This is a genomic window from Epibacterium sp. ABV4_022, from assembly GCF_056159345.1.
Genome location: NZ_JBSWVA010000001.1, coordinates 2,658,513 through 2,682,735, shown reverse-complemented (window position 1 = coordinate 2,682,735; position 24,223 = coordinate 2,658,513). Strand labels below are relative to the sequence as shown.

Here is a 24,223-nt window from a genome sequence, read left to right as displayed (position 1 = left end):
CGAAACTGCGCCCAAGCCCCGAAGCCGCGGATCGGGCGCAGAGATGTTTTGGGGGGAGGGCGTTAGAGCGGGCGAATGTCGCCGGCCATTTGACGGCCGTCGCGGCCCTCGGTCAGCTCATATCCCACTTTCTGATTGTCAGCCAGGCCTGTCAGGCCCGAGCGTTCGACGGCGGAAATATGGACGAACACGTCCTTGCCGCCCTCATCGGGTTCAATAAAACCATAGCCCTTGGTGGTGTTGAACCATTTCACGGTGCCACTTGGCATGTCCCGTGTCTCCTTCTCACTTGCACTTCACTTTGAGCATGCTCAAAGTACCTTTCGTCCACAGGCACCGGACCCGATGGGCGGTGCCCGGGCTGCGGAGACCATGACCCTTGGTTAACAGGGGCCATATTCAGTGTGGCACGCGGTTTTGAAAAATCAAAGGAAATCGGTGAGACTCTACCGTAAATTGTGTGAAACTTTCCTATCGAGCGGAGAACGGGAATGAAGCTCTATGGTCTGAAGACCTGCGATACGTGCCGTAAGGCGATGAAATCACTGCCGGATGCGGAGTTTGTCGACGTCCGTGCCAGCGGCGTTCCACAAGCGATTATTGAGCGGGCATTTGCTCAATTCCCGGATAAGTTGCTCAATACACGTTCAACCACGTGGCGAAATCTGAGCGAAGAGGACCGGGCAAAACCGCCGTTGGCGCTGCTGGCGGAGCATCCGAGTCTGATGAAACGGCCGCTGATCGAGCAGGGCGACAGCCTCTATCTTGGCTGGACGGCCGATGTAAAAACGGCGCTTGGGGTGGCCTGAACACGCGCCCCCGATGGCACAAAAAACGGCGCGCGCAGGGAGATCCGCGCGCGCCTTCCTGTATGGGGTTCGGTGGTCGGTCAGGGGGCGACATCTGCCTGCCGGCGGCGCAACAGCGCATCCAGCGACAGGGCGCCCGCGCCCTTGACCACCAGGACCAACAGGACAAAGACCCACAGCAGCCGCTGATCCATGATGACGCTGTCGGACGCGCGGTCGAACCAGGCGCCTAACGTCTTGGCATCGGTGGCGCCGTGGCCATAGACATCGGTCAGCGATTGCACCACCACAAAGCCGATCATGCCCAGGGCGGCCAGTCGGGTGGCGAGGCCCAGCACGATCAGCAGCGGCAGCAGGAATTCAGCGTAGGTTCCCGCCATCACCACCAGCCAGTGAAACAGCCCGAGTTGCGAGACGTCATAGCCCGCGGCCTCCAGCTGTTTGGGGAAAATCTGGCTGTAGGCGCCGATGGATGGGGAAAACAGCCCCAGAATGCCATCGCCCAGCTTGGTCAGGCCGGAATTCCAGTAGTAGATCAGCAGGACCGCGGCAAAGGTGAAGCGGGCAAGCAGCGGCATCAGCCAGTCGCCCGCGCGCTCGATCAGGTCGAAGACGGCGTTATGCAGAGAAATCAGGGCGTTCATGAGAAGTCCTATTGCGAGAGGTCGGTGAGGGCCAAGCCCTCGATCAGAAGCGCCAGCGGGGCGCTGAGGTCGAAATCGGGAAAATCACTTGTGACGGCCTCGGTCGCGGTGCCGAGGGTCTCGCCTGCCTGAAGGAGGGCAATCCACGCGGCTCCGCCGGGGGGCAGGGGCTGCGGGAGGGGGTCGAATTCGGGGCGGGTGATCAGCACATCCTGCGCACCCGGCTGCGGTTTGGGCGCGTCCGCGCGGGTGTTGTAGGCCCAGATCGCGTGGATCGGCCAGGCAGAGCGCACGACCGTCATCGCAGGGGCAAAGCCGAGACGGCTGGACAGCAGCATGTCAGGCGGCAGTGTGCCGAGGTGCTGCGCGTCAAGCGGTGTTGCGTCGGCGGCGTGGTAGCTGCGGCGCAGGGCCAGCTCCAGCCGCGCCACATCGCCGAGATAGCCGAGGTGAGAGAGCTGTTCGAGACCTTCCAGAAAGTCGGGAAAGCTGTCGCCATAGTGCATCATCAGCGGTGATGTCGGCGGATGCGCGCGCAGATAGAGCGCGGCGAGACCGTCCATGTTCTCCTGGCCGAGCAGCTTGGCAATGACGGGAAATCCCTGGTGCAGCGCTTCCGTCAGGGAGACGGCCACATTGTTGCGATAGACGCTGAAGCGCCGCCCGGCGGGCTGCTGCGCCCCATCCAGAAGACCGACTGGCACCGGCAGGCGCGCATCGAGGATGGCGCGGGTGAACTGCTCCGCCCGTGACATCACGCGGCGACCTTCACGGCGTTCAAGGCGGTGGCGGCGCGGGCGGCCTCGGCCTCCAGAACAACCCAGTCGGGGACGTCGGTGTCCCATTCCACTAGGGTGGGGCGCGGGCCGGAGCGGGCCAGCGTATAGTCCAGCAGCGCCCAGACCGGATCGACCACCTCGGCGCCGTGGCTGTCGATTAACAGCGGGCGGCCGTGGTCATCGGCGTCCTCGTCATGGCCGCCCAGATGGATTTCTCCCACCAGATCAAGCGGGTAGGAATCGATGTAGTCCTGCGGGCGGTAGCCGAGGTTGGTGGCGGAGACAAAGACGTTGTTCACATCCAGCAGCAAGCCGCAGCCGGTGCGCCGGGCGATCTCGTGCAGGAAGGCGGGTTCCGCCCAGGTGCTTTCGGCAAAGGCGAGGTAGCTGGAGGGGTTCTCCAGCAGCATCTGGCGGCCCAGGGTGTCCTGCACCTGGTCGATATGTGCGCAGACCCGGGCGAGCGTGTCGTCGGTATAGGGCAGTGGCAGCAGGTCGTTGTAGAAATGGCTGTCGTGGGTGGACCAGGCGAGATGTTCGGAAAAACTGGCCGGGTTCAGCCAGTCGACAAGATGCTTGAGCCGCGCCAGATGCGCGGGATCAAGCGGGGTCTCGCCGCCGATGGAGAGGCCGACGCCATGGACGGAAATCGGGAAGCGTTGCGACAGGTGGCGCAGCTGCGCCAGCGGTCGGCCGCCGTCGCCCATGTAGTTCTCGGCGTGGATTTCCAGCCATTCGACCGTCCCCGGCGCGTCCAGGATGGCCTGGAAATGCTGTGGTTTGTAGCCGACACCGGCTGCGTCGGGCAGGCGGTTCGAACGGGGAGAGCGGTCAGGGCGGTCAAACATGGCAGAGCTTTCTCTGGTCGGTCTGGAATCCTGTCGGGCCGGGACAGGCGCAACATCGCCGATGCGCCCGTCCATGATGTCGGAGGCCGGTGCTTAGGCCGGCAGGTCGCGCTCCAGCGGCTCCAGCGAGCCCTGACGTTCGGAGCCATCCGCCATTGCGGGCAGGTCCATTTCGGTGCAGGTGCCCTTGTCCACCAGGGTCCAGGCATTGCCCTGATAATCCACGGTGGAGGTGCCGGCACAGGTGGTGCCGGGGCCTGCGGCGCAGTCATTCTGCCCGGCGAGCGAGACGCCATAGCATTTCTCCTTGGCCTGTGCGGCGGCCTGGGAGGTGGAGAGGGCGGTCAGTGCTGCGGCAACTGCGCCAGCAACGGCGAGGGTGTTCTTGGTGGTCGACATACGCGTGTCCTCCTGAAGTGATGAGCGTCGTCTTTGATGACACGAACACCCTAACCGGGGAGGATGGCGAAAATAAACTCACGAGGGCGTGCCTCACGCCTGCGTCAGTCAATGTCAGCAAAGCGTTGCCAGCAAGTCGCTGTCTTTACGGTATTTTGGCCTTTTGTAACAAAACGGCCCCCGATCGGGGGCCGTTCGTTTCAGGACTGCGGGGAAATGTTACAGTAGGTCCGGCGGGGTCGCGGCGGTCGCCAGCTCCGCTGTAACATTTGCCAGGCTTTCCACCTTGGTCTGCTTTTCGCCGAGCCGGCGTACCGAAACCGTGCGCTCCTCGACCTCGCGGTGGCCGACGGCGAGAATGACCGGCACCTTGCCCACGGAATGTTCGCGGACCTTGTAGTTGATCTTCTCGTTGCGGATGTCGGCCTCGGCCCGCACACCGGCGGCGCGCAGGGTTTCGACCACCTCGTTCACATAGTCATCGGCCTCGGAGGTGATGGAGGCCACCACCACCTGACGCGGCGCCAGCCAGAACGGCAGCTTGCCGGCGTGTTCCTCGATCAGGATGCCGATGAACCGCTCGAAACTGCCCAGGGTGGCGCGGTGCAGCATGAAGGGGCGGTGCTTGGCACCGTCCTGTCCGATATAGGTTGCATCCAGCCGTTCCGGCAGGTTCGGGTCCACCTGAAGGGTGCCGCATTGCCAGTTCCGCCCGATCGCGTCGGTCAGGGTGAATTCCAGCTTGGGGCCGTAGAATGCGCCTTCGCCTTCGAGGAGTTCGTAGTCATAGCCCGCGGCCTTGCAGGCATCGCCCAGGGCCTTTTCCACAAAATCCCAGCTTTCGTCGCTGCCGATGCGTTTTTCCGGCCGCGTGGAGAGTTTGATCGTCCAGTCGTGGAAGCCGAGATCGGCATAGATCCTGGACAGGAACTCGATGAACCGAGCGGTTTCCGACTCGATCTGGTCTTCGGTGCAGAAGATGTGACCATCGTCCTGGGTGAACCCGCGCACGCGCATGATGCCATGCAATGCCCCCGACGGCTCATAGCGGGCGCAGGAGCCGAATTCCGCCATGCGCAGCGGCAGGTCGCGATAGGATTTGAGACCCTGGTTGAACACCTGCACGTGGCAGGGGCAGTTCATCGGTTTGAGCGCGTTCACGGCCTTTTCGCGGGCGTGCTCTTCGTCGACCTCAACGATGAACATGTTCTCCTGGTATTTGTCCCAGTGACCCGAGGCCTCCCAGAGTTTGCGGTCCACCACCTGCGGGGTGTTGACCTCCACATAGCCGCCCTTGTCCTGCTGGCGACGCATATAGTCCTGCAAGGTGGTGTAGACCCGCCAACCGTTGGGGTGCCAGAACACCTGACCGGGGGCTTCTTCCTGCATGTGGAACAGGTTCATCTCGCGGCCCAGCTTGCGGTGGTCGCGCTTGGCGGCCTCTTCCAGCATGGTCAGATGCGCCTTGAGCTTTTCCTTGCCGGTGAAGGCGACACCGTAGATGCGTTGCAGCATGGCGCGATCACTGTCGCCGCGCCAATAAGCACCCGCAATGGACATCAGTTTGAACGCGTCGCCGGGCACCTGGCCGGTGTGCTGCAGGTGCGGCCCCCGGCAGAGATCCTGCCAGTCGCCGTGCCAATACATGCGCAAGGGCTCGTCGCCGGGAATGGCGTCGATCAGTTCGACCTTATAGGGCTCGTTGTTGTCGGTGTAATATTGCACCGCACGTGCGCGGTCCCATACCTCTGTGGTCACCGGCTCGCGTTTGTTGATGATCTCTTTCATCTTCTTTTCGATGGTGCCGAGATCTTCGGGCGTGAACGGTTCGGCGCGGTCGAAATCGTAGTACCAGCCGTTCTCAATGACCGGGCCGATGGTGACCTTGGTGTCGGGCCAGATCTCCTGCACGGCGCGCGCCATGATATGGGCGAGGTCGTGGCGGATCAGCTCATTGGCCTGCGCCTCGTCCTTCATGGTGTGGATGGCGATGGCGGCATCCTTGGTCACGGGCCATTGCAGGTCCCAGTGCTGACCGTCCACGGTGGCGGAGATGGCTTTTTTCGCCAGCGAGGTGGAGATGTCGGCGGCGACTTCAGCAGGGGTGATGCCTGCGTCATAGGACCGTGCGTTGCCATCGGGGAATGTAAGGGAGACTTGGGCCATTATCTTGGCTCTCCTCGTCGGTTTGGCGCCCACTGAACGCCCGGTTGCGGGTTATATGTGTGAGAGCTGTTTGGCCGAGGGGGGCGATGAGGTCAAGGTCGGGACTGCAAAAAGGCGGGGGCTGTGGGCGAGGGGCGCTGCCCCTCGTGCTCCCCGAGGTATTTTGGAAAAGATGAACGGGGCGGATTTGGCGAATCCGATAACCCGTGGCATGGGAGAAGGCGTAAAGGAATTTGGGAGACAGCCGATGGCGCCGCAGTATCTGGATACCGCTGAAGGACGACGCATTGCGTATCACAAGACAGAGGGGCAGGGGCCCTGCATGGTGTTTCTGGGCGGATTGAAATCCGACATGGAGGGCACCAAGGCGCTGTTCCTGGAGGACTGGGCCAAGGCGCGCGGGCAGGCGTTCCTGCGGTTTGATTACTCCGGACATGGCGAAAGCTCCGGCCAGTTCGAGGAGGGCTGCATCGGTGATTGGCACGAAGACACGCTGGCGGCGGTGGATGCCTTGACCGAGGGTGAGATCGTGCCGGTGGGGTCCTCCATGGGGGGCTGGCAGGCGCTGTTGCTGGCCAAGGCGCGGGCGGCACGGATCAGGGGGATGGTGACCATCGCCGCCGCCCCCGATTTCACCGAGGATGGCTATTGGGCCAATTTCACCGATGCGCAGAAGGCGGAACTGGACACCCGGGGCCGGGTGGAGTTGCCCAGCGACTATATGGAGCCCTATGTGGTGACCCGGCGGATGGTGGAAAACGGGCGCCAGAATCTGGTGCTGCGCAGCGATCTGGATCTGCCGTTCCCGGTGCGCTGCCTGCAAGGCACCGACGACTCGGCTGTGTCGACCGAGACGGCGCTGCGGCTGCTGGATCACGCAAGCTGTGCGGATATGCGGCTGACACTGGTCAAGGATGCCGACCACCGGTTTTCCGACCCCGCCTGTCTGGAGCTGATCGCAGCGGCAGTTGCGGAGGTCTGCGGCGATATGGAATAAATGTTCGCATTATGTTCCAATTCAGGGTAAGGAGAGGGCGCGCCGTTCGAGGCGCGTCTTTTGTATTTGAGAGGATTGAAAGATGGAGCAACGAGTCAGTCTGATTACGCTGGGTGTGCCGGATGTGCAGGCGTCGGCGCGATTTTACGAAAGCCTGGGCTGGACGCGTGTTGAAAGCGAAGAAGGCATCATTGCGTTTGATCTGATTTCCCAGACCATCGGCCTTTATCCGCTGGAGAAACTGGCGGAGGATATGAACCTGCCCGTCGACGCGCTTGGGACCGGAGCAATGACGCTGAGCCATAACGTGCGGGCGGCGGACGAGGTGGCGCCGCTGATGGAGCGGGCCCGGGCCGCCGGTGCGGAAGTTCTGCGGGAGGCCGGGCCGGTGTTCTGGGGCGGCACCATCGGATATTTCCGGGCGCCGGACGGGCATATCTGGGAGATTGCGCACAACCCCTATGCGCCGCTGGCCGAGAATGGCGCCTTTCGTTGGAGCGGGTATTGAGGAAGTCACACATCCTTAACCAATTTTAGGCAAAGTAAAAAAGTCCTTGCTGCCCTGCACTTTGGGACGTGTAGTGAACCCAAGCGTCACAGATAGGCGCATGAAATACGGGCAGATATATATGAATGAACCAGCGCAGTTGTTGGCGCATCCTTTGGTGGTTGTGCCGGGATTCATGAGTGACGGACGGGTCTGGGAACCCCAGATCCGATTACTGTCCCGCCATGTGCCGGTGACGGTTGCGCCGGTTCTCAATGCCGACCGGGTCGAGGATGTGGCCGCCTCGCTGCTGGTGCATATGCCGGAAAAATTCACGGTGATCGGGGCCGGGCTTGGCGGGTCCATCGCGATGGCGATGCTGGAAACCGCGCCCGAGCGTATCGCCGGGATCGGGTTGATCGGGTCGACGCCGCTGCCGGAAACCCCGGCCAAGGCGGCGGAGCGTGAACCCTGGATCATCCGCGCCCGCGCCGGGCGGCTGCGCGGTGTGATGGAGGAGGTGATACCGGCCGCGGCATTGGCGCCGGGGCCGTTGCGGCATCAGGTGATGGGACAGCTTGCCGATATGGCAGAGGATCTGGGCCCGGATGTTTTTGTGTCGCAAAGCCGGATGTTGCAGCGCCGCGCCGACCAGCAGGCCACATTGATGCGGGCGGAGCAGCCGGGACTGGTGGTCTGCGGTGTGCATGACCAGATCATTCCGGTGAAGCGGCAGTTGTTTACAGCCGAACTGATGAGAAACGCCCGCATCGAAATGATCGAGGACGCGGGCCATCTGCCGTTGATGGAGCAGCCGGACCGGGTGTCGGCGATCCTGCACAACTGGATCGTGGGCGACCATGCGCAGCACCCCGTGTCTGAAGACCTCCTTGATCCCGTGCCGGAGCCGGTCTGGGTCAGTCGGCGTTCGCGACGGCGCCCGACCGCGCTGGCGACCGCGCCGGACCGGAATGCGCCGACCGTAGGGGATCGGGGTTCAGATGCAGAGCCGATGTCCGAAGAGATCCTGCATTTGACGCCGGACTATCGCGCCAGCGCCTGATCGCGCGCTTTAGGGATCGGCCCCGTCCGGGGCTGGCCGCGCGTCAGGGGCGTGTGGTCAGATCCTGACGCTCCGCCTTTGACAGCACCTGCGGCTGGACGACAGGCGCGCCGCTGTCGTGATCGAATAACGGTGTCTGCCGCCAGCGCCCGGAGACCCAGGCGGAGATCATCCGGCTGGCGAGTTTCATTGTCATACGTCCCGCGCCCTCGTGACGCGGTGGTTTGCCGGGCTGCGGCACAAAGGCCTGCGCCACCACTTTGCCCAGACGATCCGGGTCCGAGAACAGCGCGCTGCGCACGGCGATGAAGGGCAGCTTTGGCTTGCGCAGGCCGTTGAACAGCGGCGTGCCGCAACAGCCCGCATACCAACGAAAGAGCCCGCGGGGCGACAATTGCAGCAGGCGCAGATGCTCCGCACCCTGATCGATCCTGACCATATCCGGCGCGAGTTGCAGCAGATCGACGCCGGTGCCCTTGGGATCGGGGCAGCCGTGGTAGAGTTCCACCGCGCGGCAATCCGCACAGTGGCACAGGATACGGCAGCCCTGTTTGACCGCCGCTCCGGTGACGTGCCCGCTGAGGCTGCCACAGGAACAGGCGAAGGGGAGCGCGTCGGCGCCGGACTGTTGCATGCCTACTCCGCGGCCGCCTGGGCGGATTTTGCGGTCGTCTTGCGCGCGGGTTTGCGGCTGTTGGCATCCATGAAGTCGATCACCAGCGGCCGGATGTTGTTGCGCCAGGACCGGCCAGCAAAAATGCCGTAGTGCCCGGCGCCGGGTTCCACATGGCTGGCTTTTTTCGAATCGGGCAGGCCGGTGCAGAGATCAAGCGCGGCAATGCATTGACCGGGCGCGGAAATGTCATCCTTGGCCCCTTCGACGGTCTTGACCGCGACATCGGTGATCTTGCCGATGTCGATCTTGTGGCCCTCGACGGTAAAGGCGTTCTTGGCGATTTCCCGGTTCTTGAAGACCCGCTCCACGGTGGAGAGATAGAATTCGGCGGGCATGTCCATGACCGCGAGATATTCATCGTAAAAGCGGTTGTGGGCGTCGTGGTCGGTGGCCTCGCCCCGGCTGACGCGCAGGATCTGCTCGGAAAACGCCTTGGAGTGGCGGTCCATGTTCATCGACATGAAGGACGCCAGCTGCAACAGGCCCGGATAGACCGCGCGGCCGACGCCCTTGTATTTGAAGCCGACGCGCTGGATCATGGTCTGCTCCAGCTGGCCCATGGTGACGCGGTGGCCAAAGTCGGTGACATCGGTGGGCGTCGCATCCGGATCCACCGGACCGCCGATCAGCGTCAGCGAGGAGGGCTGCGCCTTGGGGTCGATCTCGGCCAGATAGGCGGTGGCCGCCAGTGTCAGCGGCGCCGGCTGGCAGACCGCGACCACATGGGTGTCGGGGCCAAGCTCGCGCATGAAATCAACGAGGTAGAGGGTATAATCCTCGACATCGAATTTACCGGCAGAGACCGGAATGTCGCGGGCATTGTGCCAGTCTGTTACATAGACTTCGCAGTTCTCGATCAGGCTCTTGACGGTGGAACGCAGGAGGGTGGCGTAATGGCCGGACATCGGCGCAACAACCAGAACCTTGCGGGGCTGTTCGTCGCGGTCGGTGACGCGGAAATGGATCAGGTCGCCAAAGGGTTTCTCGACCACGGTGTCGACCTCGACCAGATGGTCCTTGCCATCGGCCAGGGTGGTGGCGTGAATGCCCCAGTCGGGTTTGGCCACCATGCGTTCAAAGCTGCGTTCGGTGACCTGGCCCCAGGCCGCCATCCAGCTCAGCATGGGATTGGGCAGGGCGGCGAAGGCGGGGTAGGAGGCCATGGACAGCGCCGTCGCGCCGAACCACTGGTTCGCGTTGCGAACCGTCTCCATCAGATCGTAGGACATCATGTAGCGCATGCGCGTCTCCTTGGCGGTGCTTTTCGTGCCGCGGTTTGAGCCCGATTTCGCCGGATCATCCCGGCGGATTCGGACCTTTGGTCGCTTTGCCGTAGAATGGCAGGGCAAGTATTCTGCACAGCAGAAAGATTAAGAGGGTTTCCTTAAGATGACAACAACCGACAAGGCTATTGAAGCAACCTCCGCGGAACAGATTGACCGGCTTAAGGAAAATCTGGAGCGCGTGGAGCAGCTGTCCAAGCGCCTGGTGGAGGTGCTGGCGCAGAAGAAGACCCACAACCCCGGATTGGACGCTCCGAATCAAGAGCTCTTTGCGCGTGCAGCATCGTCCTATTGGGCGGCGATGGCGCAGAACCCGTCCAGATTGCTGGAGCAGCAGGTGCAATACTGGGGCAAATCGGTGATGAATTTCGCCGAGGCGCAGCAGATGATGGCGCAGGCCCTGAGCGCCGAGGCGACGCCCTCCGAGGAGGAGGCGCAGGAACGCCCTGCGGATCGCCGATTTGGCAATCCGATGTGGGAGACCAACCCCTATTTCAAATATGTCCGCGACCAGTATCTGACCAATGCCGAAGCCATCCGCACTGCGGTGGAGGAGGTCGAGGATCTGGATGCGGTGGACCGGCGGCGGCTGAGCTATTTCGCCGATCAGATCATCAACATGATGGCGCCGACCAATTTCCTCGCCACCAATCCGGATGCGCTGGAAAAGGCGCTGGAGACCGACGGGCAGTCGCTGATCGACGGGCTGGAGAACCTGGTGGCGGATCTGGAGGCCAACGATGGCGAATTGATCGTGCGGCTGGCGGATGAAAGCGCCTTTGAGATCGGCCGCAACATTGCCACCACGCCGGGCGACGTGGTGTTCCGCAACCGGATGATGGAGCTGATCCAGTACCGGCCCACCACCGAGACCGTGCACGAGACCCCGATCGTCCTGTTCCCGCCCTGGATCAACAAGTTCTACATCCTCGACCTGAAGGAAAAGAACAGCCTGATCAAATGGATCACCGACCAGGGCTACAGCCTGTTTGTGGTGTCCTGGGTCAACCCGACCCATGACTATGCCGATGTGGGGATGGAAGACTATGTCGAAGAGGGCTTTCTGAAGGCCATCGAGGTGGTCAAGGACATCTGCGGGGTGAAGCAGGTCAATGCGGTGGGCTATTGCATTGCGGGCACCACGCTGAGCCTGACGCTGTCGCTGATGAAGCAGCGCGGCGACAAATCGGTCAAGTCGGCGACCTTCTTCACCGCGTTGACGGATTTCTCCGATCAGGGGGATTTCACGCCCTTCCTGCAAAATGACTTTGTCGACGCGATCGAGGAAGAGGTCGGCACCGATGGGGTCATGCCGCATTACATCATGGCGCGCACCTTTTCCTATCTGCGGGCCAATGACCTGGTCTACGGTCCGGCGATCCGCAGCTACATGATGGGCGAGACCCCGCCCGCGTTTGACCTGCTCTACTGGAACGGCGATGGCGCCAACCTGCCGGGCAAGATGGCGATCCAGTATCTGCGCGGCCTGTGTCAGGACAATCGCTTTGTCGGCGAGGGGTTCGAGCTGCTGGGGCACACGCTGCATGTGCGCGACGTGGATGTGCCGCTGATGGCGATCACCTGCGAGACCGATCACATCGCCGCCTGGAAGCAATGCTATCGCGGCGTGCAGCAGATGGGGTCGCGCTCCAAGAGCTTCATCGTCAGCCAGTCCGGCCACATCGCCGGCATCGTCAACCCGGTCAACCGCAACAAATACGGGCATTACGTCAACAGCGACCTCAAGGGCGACGCGGAGGCCTGGCGGGCGGGGGCGACCTTTACCGAGGGCTCCTGGTGGCCCCGCTGGGAAGGCTGGTTGAAGAAACGCTCCGGCAAGCAGGTGCCCGCGCGCACCCCCGGCAGCGAGGCGGGCTATCCCGCGCTGGAGGCCGCCCCCGGTCAATACGTGCGCGCCAAGGCGAAGCTCTGACGTCGTGTCGCGGCGGGGCAGGGCGTTCCGTGAACGAAAGATAAAATTTCTGCAACGCAGCAAATTTCACTTGAAATGCTGCACTGCGGCATGCATATTGTTGGCAACGGCGGGAGTGGCCCGCTCGGAACCCCACCGGCCCCGTGGCCGGGGACACGTAATCTAAGGAATGAGTACCATGGCCAAGACCCAAGATTTTTCCGCGATGATGAAAGACATGATGGCGTCCTTCCCGGTTGACACCTCCGCGATGGAAGATTTCTTCAAGAACACCGCCGCGCTGAACGAAAAGCTGTCCTCCGTGGCGCTGGACGCGGCTGAAAAGAACGCCGAGATCTCCTCCAAGTGGACCAAGGACACCCTGACCAAGATGGGTGAAATCTCCAAGGCGAAGGCAGAGCCTGCCGACTACGCAAAAGCGGCGACCGATTTCGCGTCCGCTTCTGCCGAGGTTGCAGCCGAGAACATGGCGGCCTTTGCCGAAGTGGCGAAAAAGGTTCAGATGGACACCGTCGAGCTGCTGATGGCGGCTGGCAAGGACATGTCCGAAGAAGCAAGCGCAGCCGTGAAGAAGGCCACCGAAGAGGTCTCCACCGCTGCCAAGAAAGCCGCTGCTGCCAAGTAAGCGCCGCACGGGACGTCCGGGGGCCTGTTCAGCTCTCCTCCCAACCAACGGGACCCCGAAGAAAAGGGCAGGCCGCGCGCCTGCCCTTTTGTGTGACGGGCTCCGCCTGTGCGTCGGGTCTGCTTGTGGGCCCAGGGCCTCGGCAGGAGCGGAACGGAGGGGGCTGGCGGGTGCCGCGGCGGCGCATCTTTGCATCTGCAGAAGCCGCATCGGCCCTGCCGCGCGCGCCCTGCGGCATCTCCTTTTGCTTTCAGCACTTTCTTTTTGTCAGCGGCTCGCCTAGGATTTTCTGCAACGCGCAGATTTCCCGGGGAGAAGAGAATGGCGGAACAGGATAAGCCTCTGCTCATCAAACGCTATGCCAGCCGCAGGCTCTACAACACCGAGACCAGCGATTATGTGACGCTGGAAGATATCGCGGGCTTTATCCGCGACGGGCGCGAGGTGCAGATCCTCGACCTGAAGACCGGCGATGACTTGACCCGCCAATACCTGTTGCAGATCATTGCGGAACACGAGAGCCGGGGCGAAAACGTGCTGCCGGTCAATGTGCTGAACGATCTGGTGCGCAGCTATATGGTGCCCGGTGGCGGGGTGATGCCGCAGTTCCTGCAGGCCTCGTTCGACATGCTGCGCGACAGCCAGTCGAAGATGATGGAGAACATGAACGCCATGAACCCGATGGCGCAGATCCCCGGGTTCGAGGCGATGAAGGCCCAGCAAGAAGCGTTTCTGAAGGCGATGACCGGCGGCTTTGGCGGCGGCTGGACCGGCGGCGGCGAAGAGGGCAGCGGCGCCCAGGGCGAAGAAGATCTAGACGCCATCAAACGCCAATTGGCGGAGTTGCAGGAAAAGCTTTCCAAACTCAGCTAAGCGATAGACTGCGACCTGCGATCATAAGGCCCCGGATCATCCGGGGCTTTTTTAGTGGCTCGGTGAAATCTGGGAGGAGGGCAGCGCGCCGCAGGCGCGCTGCCCGGCCCAAGGGGCTGCCGGGCATCTTTGATGCCCGGCAGCTGCGCGGGAGCGCTCCCGCCCAGCGGCGCCACATCAAGATGTGGCGCCGCCAGTTGGGCCGAGCGCCGCGCTGACGCGCGGCGGGGGCAGGTGGCACAGGCAGGTCCAAAAAGAAAGGGCCGCGTCTTCACGCGGCCCTGAGGACTTTTAGAGACCGACCGATTGGTCAGGCGGCCGCAGCGCGGGCCATGGTTTCTTCGACCGAGGACAGCAGGATCTGTGCAATCACATCCAGCTCCTCCTGCGTCAGCCGCACCGGCAGGCGCACGTCGCAGGCGCGCATCAGCATGGCGCGGGTTTCGGGCAGCTCCGGCAGATCCTTCAGAAACTGCCAGTTCCAGAACGCGCGCGCATTGTCGGTGGAGCGGCCAAAGATCTGGACCTTCACACCTTTGTCTGCGGTGGCCTGCGCAAAGGCTTCGATCTGCGCATCCTCCATGCCGACCAGATTGAACTGGATCGAATCCGGGGCGCGCCGCTCCGGCACCAAAGGCGCGGGGACGTGGAAATTGGCATGCGCATTCAGTTTCGCCGCCACATAGTCGTGGTTCTTCAGACCATCCGCGACCCGGCGCGCGAGCTCGGGGATCTGGGGGCGAATGACAGCGGCCGAGAGGTTGCTCATCCGCAGGTTATAAAGCGGCAACAGGTTCTGCCAGCGGCCAAAAGCCTCTGCCAGCGCGGTGCCATTGTCGCCGCGGGCGGGTTTGTGTTTCTGCCAGTTGTGCTCATACGCGCCGGACATGATCACCGCGCGCGCCACCACATCGGCGTCATTGGTGACCAGAATACCGCCTTCGCCGGCGTTCAGCATCTTGTAGGATTGGAACGAAAAACACCCGACCTTGCCAAGCGTGCCGATATTGCGCCCATGCCATGTGGTGCCGAGCGAATGGGCCGCGTCCTCGACCACGGGGATGTCGCGCGCCTCACAGAGCGCCATGATCGCATCCATATCCGATGTATGCCCACGCATGTGCGAGATGATCACCGCCGCGATATCCTGATCGATCTTGGCCTCGAAATCCGCCATATTGATGCGGTAGTTTTCACCCACCTCACAGAGCACCGGCACGCAGTCTGCATGCACCACCGACGATGGCACCGCCGCAAAGGTAAAGCCGGGGATCAAGACCCGCGCATCCCGGGGCAGGTCCAGCGCCTTGAGTGACAAAAACAGCGCCGCCGAGCAGGACGACACCGCCAGCGCGTATTTGGATCCCAACAGCTCTGCAAACTCTGTCTCAAGCAGCGACACCGGCGCATCCTGCGGCGCGGTATAGCGAAACAGATCGCCCGATTGCATCAATGCCTCGATCGCTTCGCGCGCCGCCTCAGGGATTGGCTCGCCCTGATGCACATTTGGAACCTCGGTGTTCGGGACTTGGGGAGAGGATGCCTGCTTCATATTTCAAAATCCTGAATTTACCTTTTCAAAATTATAAAACAATGACGCAAGGAAGCCAAGGATTCCCCTGTCCTCAGAGGGTTATCAGGGGGTTCGTTGGCCGGAATTTCACGAAACTGTTGCCTTCAGGCGGAGGTTTTTGCCCTCAGAGAGCGGCAGGCGGCCCGCAGCGCAACCAAGCGGATTCGCTGGTTTCAGGTCTGCTTCATCTTTTCAGAAATACCTCGGGGGTCCTCGGGGGCAGAGCCCCCGAATATCTAAAACTGTGGGCAGAGCCCCCGAACATCTAGACCTGTGGGCGGAGCCCCCGATTATCTAAAACCGGGGATCAGCCACCGATGACGGGCCGGATCAGATCCCGAGCCGGTCGCGCAGCGAAAACCACGTCATTGCCAGCACCAAGAGCGGCGAGCGCAAACGCGCGCCGCCAGGAAATGGCGTGGTGGGAATGCGGGCCATGGTGTTGAAGCCGTCGCTTTGGCCCGCAATGGCCTCGGCCATGAGACGGCCCGCATGGGTGGCGGTGCCGACCCCATGCCCGGAATAGCCAGAGGCCGACAGGATGCGCGGCGAGACCCGTGCCAGATAGGGCAGCCGTTTCATAGTGATGCCAAGAGTGCCGCCCCATGCATAATCAATCTTTACATCGCGAAGATGCGGGAAGATCTCGCTCATGGGGCCGCGCACCTTGGCGGCAATATCGCTGGGAAAGCGGTAGCCATAGCTCTCGCCGCCGCCAAACAACAGCCGCTTGTCATGGCTGAGGCGGAAGTAATTCACCACAAATTTGCTGTCCGCCACCGCCACGTCACGGGCCAGGACCTGCGCGGCGGCATCGCCCAGAGGCTCGGTTGCGGCGACAAAATTGTTGATCGGCATCACCCGCGCGGCGACCTGTTCGTTCAGGCCGCCAAGATAGCCATTACAGGCGAGGATCAGATGATCGGCGCGCACGGTGCCCTCGCCGGTACGCACCTCGACTTGCGGGCCGTCCTCGATGGCAAAGACTTCGCTGCGTTCATAAATCTGCGCGCCTGCGGCCGTTGCTGCACGGGCGAGACCGAGGGCAAAATTCAGCGGATGCAGATGCCCGGCACCATGGTCCAGAATGCCACCCTTATAGGCGGGTGAGGGACACATGGCATGGCAGGCGTCTTGATCCAGAATCTCGATCTGATCATAGCCATAGCGGTCTTGCAGATGGTGGCCATAGTCATGCAGATGACGCACGTCCCGCGCGCTCTCTGCGGTCCAGGCGACGCCCGGTTTCAAGTGGCAGTCGATCTGGTGCTTGGCGATCAGGGATTTCACCAGATCCTTGGCCTCTTCGCCCAAGGCCCAGAGATGGGTGGCATCCTGTTGCCCCACCATCTTTTCCAGCGCTTCCTGGTCCTGACGCTGGCCGGAGCCAAGCTGGCCACCGTTGCGGCCGGAGGCGCCAAAGCCCACCCGCTGCGCATCCAGCAGCACCACCGAGCGTCCTGCTTCGGCCAGATGCAGCGCTGCGGAAAGCCCCGTGTAGCCCGCACCCACAATACATACATCCGCCCGCACCCCGCCCGACAGCGAGGGGTAATGCACCCCCGGCGTCGCGGTGGCAGCATACCAGCTTTGGGGGTATTTGCCGGGGCGGTCGTTTGCGTGCAGAAGGTTCAGCGCCATCGGGTCGGCCTCACGGGTCTGCCACCCCCGGAGTTTGATCGCAGGGGGCTGGTCTTTCAGCTTCTCATAAATATCCAATGCGCCGCGCCCGAGACTGGACGCAGCACCAATGGATCAGACGTTCAGCAGCAGATGCTCGCGCTCCCACGGCGAGATCACTTGCAGGAACTCCTCGTATTCGGCCCGTTTCACGCAGCTGTAGACGCGGGCGAAATCGGGGCCGAGCACCTCATGCAGGGCCGTCGCCTCGTCAAAGAGATCCAGCGCCTGGCCCATGACCTGCGGAATGTCGCCTTCGCCCTCATAGGCATCGCCCTTGAACTGGCGCGTGGGGCGGCGTTCTTCCATCAGGCCGAGATAGCCGCAGGCCAGCGACACCGCGATACCGAGGTAGGGGTTGCAATCCATGCCCGCGATGCGGTTTTCCACCCGCCGCGCGGCCGGTCCCGACAGCGGAATACGGATGCCGGTGGTGCGGTTGTCGCGCGCCCATTCCAGGTTGATCGGGGCGGCGTGGTCCTTCACGTAGCGGCGATAGGAGTTCACATAGGGCGCCATCACCGCGAGGCCGGCGGGCATATAGGTCTGCAACCCGGCGATAAAGTGATAGAAGGCATCCGTTTCACCGCCCTGCGGGCCGGAAAAGATGTTCTCGCCACTCTCCATATCGATGATGGAGTGATGGATATGCATGGCTGAGCCCGGTTCGTCCTCGATCGGTTTTGCCATGAAGGTGGCAAAGCAATCGTGGCGCAGAGCGGCTTCGCGGATCAGGCGTTTGAAGTAGAACACCTCGTCGGCCAGTTTCACCGGCGAGCCATGGCGCAGGTTGATTTCCAGCTGACCGGCGCCGCCCTCCTGGGTGATGCCGTCGATCTCGAACCCTTGCGCTTCGGCAAAGTCATAGATGTCGTCGATCACCGGGCCGAATTCGTCCACGGCGGTCATGGAATAGGCCTGACGCGCTGCGGCCGGGCGGCCGGAGCGGCCCATCATCGGCTCGATGTCGCGGGCGGGGTCGACGTTGCGCGCCACCAGAAAGAACTCCATCTCCGGCGCCACCACAGGTTTCCAGCCCTGCGCATGATAGAGGTCGACGACACGTTTCAGCACGTTGCGCGGGCTGAAGGGCACCGGATTGTCGTCGCGGTCATAGGCGTCATGGATCACCTGCAGGGTCCAGTCGCCGGTCCAGGGGGCGGCGGTGGCGGTGGACATGTCCGGTTTCAGCGTCATGTCCTTTTCGATCCAGCCATCCTCATCCGCTGCATCGGCCCAATCGCCGGTGATGGTCTGGTAAAAGATGCTGTCGGGCAGGTGGAAATAGTCCTGCTTTGCAAATTTGGATGCTGGCACCGCCTTGCCCCGGGCGATGCCCGGCAGGTCCGAGATAACGCATTCAACCTCGTCGAGACGACGGCCCTCCAGATAGGTCTTGGCAGCTTCGGGCAGTTTCTCCTGCCAGCGCGTCGGGCTCGTCATCGGGTCCTCACTTTCTTGAAGAAGTCGGCAATCTCGTTGGCTATCAGGTTGGAATCGGTCGGGCGGTCGAGGGAGGCCCCGGCCGCGTTGAGTTGTTCATCCGGCACCACGCCCTTGCCACGGGTGCGCAACAGCCCGTCGACAAAGGCGTTTTCGAACTCCGGGTGCGGCTGCGAGGTCCAGATGTGGTCGCCATAGGCCAGAAAGGCGTTGGCGCAGAAATCGCTCTGGCCGATCACGCGGGCCTCGGCGGGAAGCTCCACCACCTGATCCTGATGCCAGGCATTCAGCTGCACCGGCGCGCCATGCAGGCGGTATTCGGTGTGGCCGACGCTCCAGCCGCCATCATATTTCACCACTTTGCCGCCAAGGGCCTGCGCGATGATCTGATGGCCAAAGCAGATGCCAACGAGGGGCATCTTGCGCGCGTGGATCTCGCGGATCAGATCTTCGAGCGGGGGAATCCAGTCGTGATCCTCGTAGGCGCCGTGTTTTGATCCGGTGATAAGCCAGCCATCCGCCGCCTCTGCGCCCTCGGGGAACACGCCATCCAGCACTGGATAGGTGTCAAAGCTGAACCCATGCCCATCAAGGAGCCTGCGGAACATCGCGTCGTAGTTCCCGGAGGTGGGTTTCAGCTCTTCCGGGGCGTGGCCGGTTTGCAGGATGCCGATCTTCATAGGTCACCGAATATGATCAAAATACAAGGGCAGGACACAGAGGTCTCTCCCTGCCTCATACGGCCTCCAGCCACGAGAGCCAATGACTCTCTGCCGGGCGCTCGGCAAAGCCCTTGAGCTCCTGGCGTTTGGTCATCACCAGATTGCGGATCGCCATCGGCGGCAGGATGCGCGCGATGAGGGGGCTGTTTTCAAAGAGGTCAATCGCCTCGGCCCAGCTGCCTGCGAGCTGCGGCAGACCTTCGATGTCGTAGATATTGCCCTCGGAGGGGGGCGGGGGTGTTGCGCCATCTTCCATGCCGATGAGGGCCGCGCCAAGGACGGTTGCCAGCATCAGATAGGGATTGATGTCGCCGCCCGAGACCCGGTGTTCGATGCGCCGCGCCTTGGGGCTGCCGCCGGGAATACGGATGGCGGCGGTGCGGTTTTCATAGGCCCAAGCGGCAGAGGTCGGGGCATGGGCGCCCGGCACCAGACGGTCGTAGGAATTGCCATGCGGGGCAAAGACCAGCGTGCTGTCGCGCATGGCGTTGATGCAGCCCGCAACGGCGGCATGCAGCGCCGGCGTGCCCTCGGGGCCGTCATTGTCAAAGATGTTGTTGCCGTCGCGATCCACAACCGAGAAATGCACATGCATGCCGTTGCCGGATTCCTCGGCGTAGGGTTTGGCCATAAAGGTTGCGGCAAAGCCATGTTTGCGCGCAACGCCTTTGACCAGCGCCTTAAAGAGCCAGGTGTCATCGGCGGCGCGCATGGCGTCCTGATGGGTCAGGTTGATTTCAAACTGGCCCAGACCGGCCTCGGAAATCGCATCCTGTGCCGGGATGCCCATCGCCTCGGCCCCGTCATAAAGATCGGTAAAGAAGTCGTCATAGGCGTCCAGCTCCGCGATCGAGAGCACCGATTGCTGATCGAGCGCCCGCCCCGTGAGGGGGTCAATCGGCGGCAGCGGTTCGGTGCCGGCGTCGTCGATCAGGATGAATTCGAGCTCGGTCGCGGCGGCCACCTGCCAGCCTTTTTCGGCGTAACGGTCCAGTACATGCGCCAGCACCTGACGCGGATCGCCCAGGAAGGGGCGACCATCCTCATGCACCATCTTCATCGGCACCAGCGCCGAAGGGGTCGCCAGCCAGGGCATCGGCACCGCGCCGCGTTTGGTGGGCAACAGGATGCCATCGGCATCGCCGGTTTCAAACACCAACGGGCTGTCGTCGATATCGCGGCCCCAGATGTCGACGTTGAGGACAGAGTAGGGCATCCGGGCGGAACCTTCGCCGAGTTTGTCTGCCATGCCTGCGGGCAGGCGCTTGCCGCGCATCTGTCCGTTCAGGTCACAGGCGGCGATGCGGATTGTTCTGAGCGCAGAGAGGTCCATGCGCGTGCTCCTTGTTGTGTTGCCCGCAGTTTGGCGTGGCAATCGCAACCTGGCAAGAGAATTTGATCAAAAAATAAAACCTCAGCGCAAGACGCCTGTTTTGCGTACTGAGGTGTTTCGCTTCGGGCTGTGCCCGAAGCGACCGGCGCGGCGCGTGCCCAGGGGGCACGCGCCGCGCCGCCGGGCCCAACGGCCCGGGGAGGCCCCGAAGGGGCGTTCCCGGGCGGGCGGGAGGGCCCCCGAATACAGCAAGGGCTCCGTCAGGAGCCCTTGTGCAAGAGTTGTAAAGGGCGGTCAGGGACTTTCAGCCCGGTGGGCGGCGCCAGAGTCCGCGCGGCCCGCCTGTGGTGTCAGCGAATGACCTGGGGCTTGAACCGGATCTTTGCGCGCCTGTCCTGCGGCAGGTGCCGGTTCAGGCGGGTATTGATCGCCCCGAAGGTGGTGATGATGACCAGCGTCAGCAGGATGAAGTAGAAGGCCAGGATCGGGTAGGGGATGAACGGGTTGAAGGTCTTGTCGGCGAAATAGTTCGCGTAATAGAGCGCATCCCCCTGCTGGCGCCACGCGGGAAAGCCCGAGAAGAACACCAGCGTGGTGGCATGGAACAGGAAGATCGCCTCGTTGGTATAGGCGGGCCAGGCCAGCCGCATCATGGTGGGCCAGATCACCCGGCGAAAGCGGCTCCATCCTGCCAGCCCATAGGCATCTGCGGCCTCGATGTCGCCCTTGGGGATCGAGCGCAGCGCGCCATAGAAGATCTCTGCCGAGTAGGCGGAGGTGTTCAGGAACAGAACGATCAGCGCCCCCAGCCAGGCCGCCGACAGCGGGTCAAAGATCGGCGACACGCTCTTGAGCGACAGAAACAGGAAATAGGCAAAGAAGAACTGGATGAACAGCGGCGAGCCGCGGAACACGAAGATGAACCCGTTGGCCGGGGCGCGCAGCCAGCGCCGCGGAGAATTCTTGGCCACCGCCAGCGCATTGGCAAAGAAAAACCCGGTCAGGATCGCCAGCAGGCCGAAGTAGACGTTCCAGATCAGCCCGGAGCCGATCAGCACAAATTGATCGCACAGGGTGAAGTCACTGCGCGGCAGCAGGCGCTCGCCAAATCCCAGCGACCGGAAGGCATAGGCCTGAAGCGTTTCGATACAGCTCATGCCGCGGCTCCTTTTGCCTGACCCTTGCGTTGTGCCTCACCGGCGACGGTGGCCTGCCCGTGGGACAGGCGGCGGGTGATCCGTTCCAGTACGATCTCCGACACTTTGGTGAAGGCGAGGTAGAACAGCAGCAAGGCCAGGAAATACCACATGCGCCAGTCGCCATGCGGATAATCGGTGAAACGTGCGGTCTTTGATCCGCCCAGTTCCCGCGCCCAGTAGACGATGTCCTCGACGCCGAGCAGGAACAACAGCGGCGTTGCCTTGATCAGCACCATCCAAAGGTTGGACAGCCCCGGCAGCGCGTAGACCCACATCTGCGGCACTAGCACCCGCCAGAAGGACTGGCGCGGGGTCATGCCATAGGCCTCGGCGGTTTCCATCTGGGCGCGCGGCACGGCGCGCATGGCACCAAACAGCACATTGGCGGCAAAGGCGCCAAAAACGATGGCAAAGGTCAGCACCGCGAGGCTGAAGCCATAGACCTCATGCACCCATTGCGGGGAATCGTTCAGCGGCATCTTGGCGATCTGGCAGACCAGAAAGTCATTGCCCTGCCGGATCGGTTCATCCCAGCCGGGACATTTGACCTTGTGGCGCAGCCATTCGATGCCCTGATCGAGCGCGATCACGAAGAACAGGAAAAAGGCGATGTCCGGCACACCGCGCACGATGGCGATATACCCCTTGCCAAAGAGCGACAGCGGCAGCACGCGGGACCGCGCGGCGCTGGCCCCGAAAAAGCCGAAGGCAAGCGCCAGCGGCGCGGTGATCGCCAACAGCAGCAGCACGGTGCCAAAGGACACGTAAAAGGCCATGTGCTTGCCGGTGGTCAGATAGCAGCTCAGCCATTGGAAGCCCTCCAGGCTGGCCGGATCAGAGCAATAGGAAAAAATGGCGGGCCTCTTTCTCTGGGTCGGGGGCGGACACGACATCCCGTGCCAGAGCAGGGCGGGGATGCGGTGCGGGGAAAGGGAGAAAGGGGGCCATGGCCCCCTTTCCCTGTCTCAATGCGGGATCGGGGCGATCAGAACTTGCCCTCGATCTCCCATTTGTCGAGCATGTCGTTCAGGGTGCCGTCTTCCTTCATGGAGGCGATGGCCGCGTCGAACTTGCCGCGCAGCTCGTCATCGGACTGGCGGAAGGCCATGCCGATGCCACCACCGAGGTAGACATCACCGAGGAAGATCAGCTCGGATTCTTCCACGATCGGCGCCAGGAAGTCCTTGTCCGACAGGACCGCATCCACTTCGCCGGATTTAACCGCGGCGACGGTTTCGTCGGGGGTGGGGAATTCGACCAGCGTGGCGCCGGTTTCGGCAACATGGGCAGCCTGGATGGTGGCAGCCTGCGCGGCCACAACGCCGCCTTCGACGTCAACGCCTTCGGCCATGGCGGCATAGGCGGAGGGCGACGGCAGGGTGTAGCCCTGGGTAAAGGCGACAACTTCCTTGCGCTCGTCGGTAATCGACATGCCGGCGATGATGGCGTCGTAGTTGCCGGACAGCAGGTTCGGAATGATCGAATCCCAGTCGTTGGTCACCCACTCGCAGGTCAGCTCGGCGCGTTTGCACAGCTCGTCGCCCAGCTCGCGCTCGAACCCGTCCACTTCACCGGCGTCGTTGATGAAGTTGTAGGGAGGGTAGGCGCCCTCGGTGCCGAGGCGAATGGTGTCAGCCATCGCAAAGCTTGCGGACAGTGCCAGTGCAGCAGAGCCAAGAAGCAGAGATTTCATAGTGTTACTCCCGTTTATTGGTGTTGGTCTGGTTTATGGTTATTGAGCCTGTCGCGTGGACGACAGGAACGCCCGCAGTCGTTCGCTGCGGGTGTTTCCGAAAATCTCGTCGGGGCAGCCTTCTTCCTCGATCAGCCCCTTGTGCAGGAACACGATGTGGTCGGAGACATCGGCGGCCATGCGCATGTCGTGGGTAACGATGAGCATGGTGCGGCCCTCGCTGGCGAGATCCTTGATGACCTTGACGACCTCTTGTTCCAGTTCCGGATCAAGGGCCGAGGTGGGTTCGTCGAACAACAGCGCCTCGGGCTCCATGCACAGCGCGCGGGCGATCGCGGCGCGTTGCTGCTGGCCGCCCGAAAGCTGCGCCGGGTAGACGTCGCATTTGTCGCCGATGCCCACCTGGTCGAGGTATTTGCGGGCGGATTTCTCCACCTCGGCGCGGTCGCGTTTCAGCACCGTCAGCGGCGCCTCCATCACGTTTTGCAGGATGGTCATATGGGACCACAGGTTGAACTGCTGGAACACCATCGACAGGTTGGTGCGGATGCGCAGCACCTGTTTGGAATCGCCGGGCTGGCGCATTAGGCCGGTGCCGCGCCAGGTGATCGGTTCGCCCTTGAACAGGATCTCCCCCTGCTGGCTGTCCTCCAGCAGATTGCAGCACCGCAGCAGTGTGGATTTGCCGGACCCGGAAGAGCCGATCAGGGAGACCACATCGCCCCGTTTGGCGGTGATATCCACCCCTTTGATCACTTCCAAGTCGCCGTAGGATTTATGCAATCCGCGGATTTCGAGTACAGGGGTGTCGTCGGTCAAGGTGTTGTCGCCCGGCTATTGTGCAAAGTGGCCCCTATTGGACCAACTTTCCGGGCGATTGCAATGCGCAAAGGGGGGACAAACCACCGCAATATGCCAATTTCGCACCCGAAACCGCCAGATAGCGCAATGGCCGGGCGCGGCTGCCCGGTCCCACTCTCAGCCGGTGCCGGTCCCAT

The 24,223-nt window shown here is 62.6% G+C and carries 24 protein-coding genes; 7 read left to right on the top strand and 17 right to left on the bottom strand.

The features are described 5' to 3' along the window. Positions 1 to 62 precede the first annotated feature (62 nt). A complete protein-coding gene (locus tag ACXAF5_RS12685; protein ID WP_239321255.1) occupies positions 63 to 269 on the bottom strand; it encodes a cold-shock protein in 207 nt (68 codons plus the stop codon). A 222-nt stretch (positions 270 to 491) separates the two neighbouring features. Between ACXAF5_RS12685 and ACXAF5_RS12680 the strand changes: the two genes are divergently transcribed. After that, positions 492 to 809: an ArsC/Spx/MgsR family protein gene (locus tag ACXAF5_RS12680; protein ID WP_474946853.1), complete on the top strand. Its 318-nt coding sequence runs from the start codon at positions 492 to 494 to the stop codon at positions 807 to 809. 80 nt (positions 810 to 889) lie between these two features. Here the strand turns inward: ACXAF5_RS12680 and ACXAF5_RS12675 are convergent, their stop codons facing one another. From ACXAF5_RS12675 to thrS, 5 genes are all read right to left on the bottom strand, one after another. Continuing rightward, on the bottom strand, positions 890 to 1,453 hold the full coding sequence (locus ACXAF5_RS12675; protein ID WP_474946852.1) for a DoxX family membrane protein: 564 nt from the start codon (positions 1,451 to 1,453) through the stop codon (positions 890 to 892). Between the two features lie 8 nt (positions 1,454 to 1,461). Further along, on the bottom strand, positions 1,462 to 2,208 hold the full coding sequence (locus ACXAF5_RS12670; protein WP_474946851.1) for an HvfC/BufC family peptide modification chaperone: 747 nt from the start codon (positions 2,206 to 2,208) through the stop codon (positions 1,462 to 1,464). Continuing rightward, positions 2,208 to 3,080: an MNIO family bufferin maturase gene (bufB, locus tag ACXAF5_RS12665; protein ID WP_474946850.1), complete on the bottom strand. Its 873-nt coding sequence runs from the start codon at positions 3,078 to 3,080 to the stop codon at positions 2,208 to 2,210. The genes ACXAF5_RS12670 and bufB overlap by 1 nt, the downstream gene beginning before the upstream one ends. A 93-nt stretch (positions 3,081 to 3,173) precedes the next feature. After that, positions 3,174 to 3,479: a BufA1 family periplasmic bufferin-type metallophore gene (locus ACXAF5_RS12660; RefSeq protein WP_239321269.1), complete on the bottom strand. Its 306-nt coding sequence runs from the start codon at positions 3,477 to 3,479 to the stop codon at positions 3,174 to 3,176. Between the two features lie 219 nt (positions 3,480 to 3,698). Next, the gene (gene thrS, locus ACXAF5_RS12655; protein ID WP_474946849.1) at positions 3,699 to 5,645 is read right to left on the bottom strand and encodes a threonine--tRNA ligase; all 1,947 of its coding nucleotides are present in this window, start codon (positions 5,643 to 5,645) and stop codon (positions 3,699 to 3,701) included. Between the two features lie 247 nt (positions 5,646 to 5,892). Between thrS and ACXAF5_RS12650 the strand changes: the two genes are divergently transcribed. The 3 genes from ACXAF5_RS12650 to ACXAF5_RS12640 all read left to right on the top strand — a co-directional run bounded on the left by ACXAF5_RS12650 (position 5,893) and on the right by ACXAF5_RS12640 (position 8,192). Continuing rightward, on the top strand, positions 5,893 to 6,642 hold the full coding sequence (locus tag ACXAF5_RS12650) for an alpha/beta hydrolase (RefSeq protein WP_474946848.1): 750 nt from the start codon (positions 5,893 to 5,895) through the stop codon (positions 6,640 to 6,642). An 82-nt stretch (positions 6,643 to 6,724) separates the two neighbouring features. Continuing rightward, positions 6,725 to 7,150 (top strand): VOC family protein, encoded by a 426-nt coding sequence (locus tag ACXAF5_RS12645; protein ID WP_239321278.1) that lies wholly within the window; start codon positions 6,725 to 6,727, stop codon positions 7,148 to 7,150. Positions 7,151 to 7,271: 121 nt separating this feature from the next. Next, positions 7,272 to 8,192, top strand: coding sequence for an alpha/beta fold hydrolase (locus ACXAF5_RS12640; protein ID WP_474946847.1), 921 nt, complete (start codon positions 7,272 to 7,274; stop codon positions 8,190 to 8,192). 43 nt (positions 8,193 to 8,235) lie between these two features. On the opposite strand, the gene ACXAF5_RS12635 is transcribed toward ACXAF5_RS12640, so the two are convergent. Together ACXAF5_RS12635 and phaZ are read right to left on the bottom strand one after the other, a co-directional pair. Beyond that, entirely contained in the window at positions 8,236 to 8,826 is a 591-nt protein-coding gene (locus ACXAF5_RS12635; protein ID WP_474946846.1) for a DUF6151 family protein, read from the bottom strand. A gap of 2 nt (positions 8,827 to 8,828) precedes the next feature. After that, on the bottom strand, positions 8,829 to 10,109 hold the full coding sequence (gene phaZ, locus ACXAF5_RS12630) for a polyhydroxyalkanoate depolymerase (protein WP_474946845.1): 1,281 nt from the start codon (positions 10,107 to 10,109) through the stop codon (positions 8,829 to 8,831). 148 nt (positions 10,110 to 10,257) lie between these two features. Between phaZ and ACXAF5_RS12625 the strand changes: the two genes are divergently transcribed. The 3 genes from ACXAF5_RS12625 (at position 10,258) to phaR (ending at position 13,582) form a co-directional block, all read left to right on the top strand. Beyond that, positions 10,258 to 12,084: a PHA/PHB synthase family protein gene (locus tag ACXAF5_RS12625; RefSeq protein ID WP_474946844.1), complete on the top strand. Its 1,827-nt coding sequence runs from the start codon at positions 10,258 to 10,260 to the stop codon at positions 12,082 to 12,084. Between the two features lie 178 nt (positions 12,085 to 12,262). Next, a complete protein-coding gene (locus ACXAF5_RS12620) occupies positions 12,263 to 12,709 on the top strand; it encodes a phasin family protein (protein WP_239321291.1) in 447 nt (148 codons plus the stop codon). A gap of 321 nt (positions 12,710 to 13,030) precedes the next feature. Continuing rightward, entirely contained in the window at positions 13,031 to 13,582 is a 552-nt protein-coding gene (gene phaR, locus ACXAF5_RS12615; protein WP_474946843.1) for a polyhydroxyalkanoate synthesis repressor PhaR, read from the top strand. A gap of 310 nt (positions 13,583 to 13,892) precedes the next feature. Here the strand turns inward: phaR and ACXAF5_RS12610 are convergent, their stop codons facing one another. The 9 genes from ACXAF5_RS12610 to ACXAF5_RS12570 form a co-directional block, all read right to left on the bottom strand. After that, entirely contained in the window at positions 13,893 to 15,134 is a 1,242-nt protein-coding gene (locus tag ACXAF5_RS12610; RefSeq protein ID WP_474946842.1) for a DegT/DnrJ/EryC1/StrS family aminotransferase, read from the bottom strand. Positions 15,135 to 15,485: 351 nt separating this feature from the next. Beyond that, positions 15,486 to 16,796, bottom strand: a complete 1,311-nt coding sequence (locus tag ACXAF5_RS12605) for an NAD(P)/FAD-dependent oxidoreductase (RefSeq protein WP_474947830.1) — start codon at positions 16,794 to 16,796, stop codon at positions 15,486 to 15,488. Between the two features lie 114 nt (positions 16,797 to 16,910). After that, positions 16,911 to 18,278 (bottom strand): glutamine synthetase family protein, encoded by a 1,368-nt coding sequence (locus ACXAF5_RS12600; protein WP_239321299.1) that lies wholly within the window; start codon positions 18,276 to 18,278, stop codon positions 16,911 to 16,913. Continuing rightward, a complete protein-coding gene (locus ACXAF5_RS12595) occupies positions 18,275 to 18,958 on the bottom strand; it encodes a type 1 glutamine amidotransferase (RefSeq protein WP_474946841.1) in 684 nt (227 codons plus the stop codon). The genes ACXAF5_RS12600 and ACXAF5_RS12595 overlap by 4 nt, the downstream gene beginning before the upstream one ends. 55 nt (positions 18,959 to 19,013) lie before the next feature. Further along, complete coding sequence (locus ACXAF5_RS12590) at positions 19,014 to 20,333, bottom strand: glutamine synthetase family protein (RefSeq protein WP_474946840.1); 1,320 nt, start codon at positions 20,331 to 20,333, stop codon at positions 19,014 to 19,016. Between the two features lie 350 nt (positions 20,334 to 20,683). Continuing rightward, positions 20,684 to 21,490, bottom strand: a complete 807-nt coding sequence (locus ACXAF5_RS12585) for an ABC transporter permease (RefSeq protein WP_239321307.1) — start codon at positions 21,488 to 21,490, stop codon at positions 20,684 to 20,686. Beyond that, positions 21,487 to 22,386, bottom strand: coding sequence for an ABC transporter permease (locus ACXAF5_RS12580; protein ID WP_474947829.1), 900 nt, complete (start codon positions 22,384 to 22,386; stop codon positions 21,487 to 21,489). The genes ACXAF5_RS12585 and ACXAF5_RS12580 overlap by 4 nt, the downstream gene beginning before the upstream one ends. Before the next feature lie 131 nt (positions 22,387 to 22,517). Next, the gene (locus ACXAF5_RS12575; protein ID WP_239321310.1) at positions 22,518 to 23,225 is read right to left on the bottom strand and encodes a transporter substrate-binding domain-containing protein; all 708 of its coding nucleotides are present in this window, start codon (positions 23,223 to 23,225) and stop codon (positions 22,518 to 22,520) included. Between the two features lie 39 nt (positions 23,226 to 23,264). Continuing rightward, positions 23,265 to 24,044: an ABC transporter ATP-binding protein gene (locus ACXAF5_RS12570; protein ID WP_239321312.1), complete on the bottom strand. Its 780-nt coding sequence runs from the start codon at positions 24,042 to 24,044 to the stop codon at positions 23,265 to 23,267. Positions 24,045 to 24,223 lie beyond the last annotated feature (179 nt).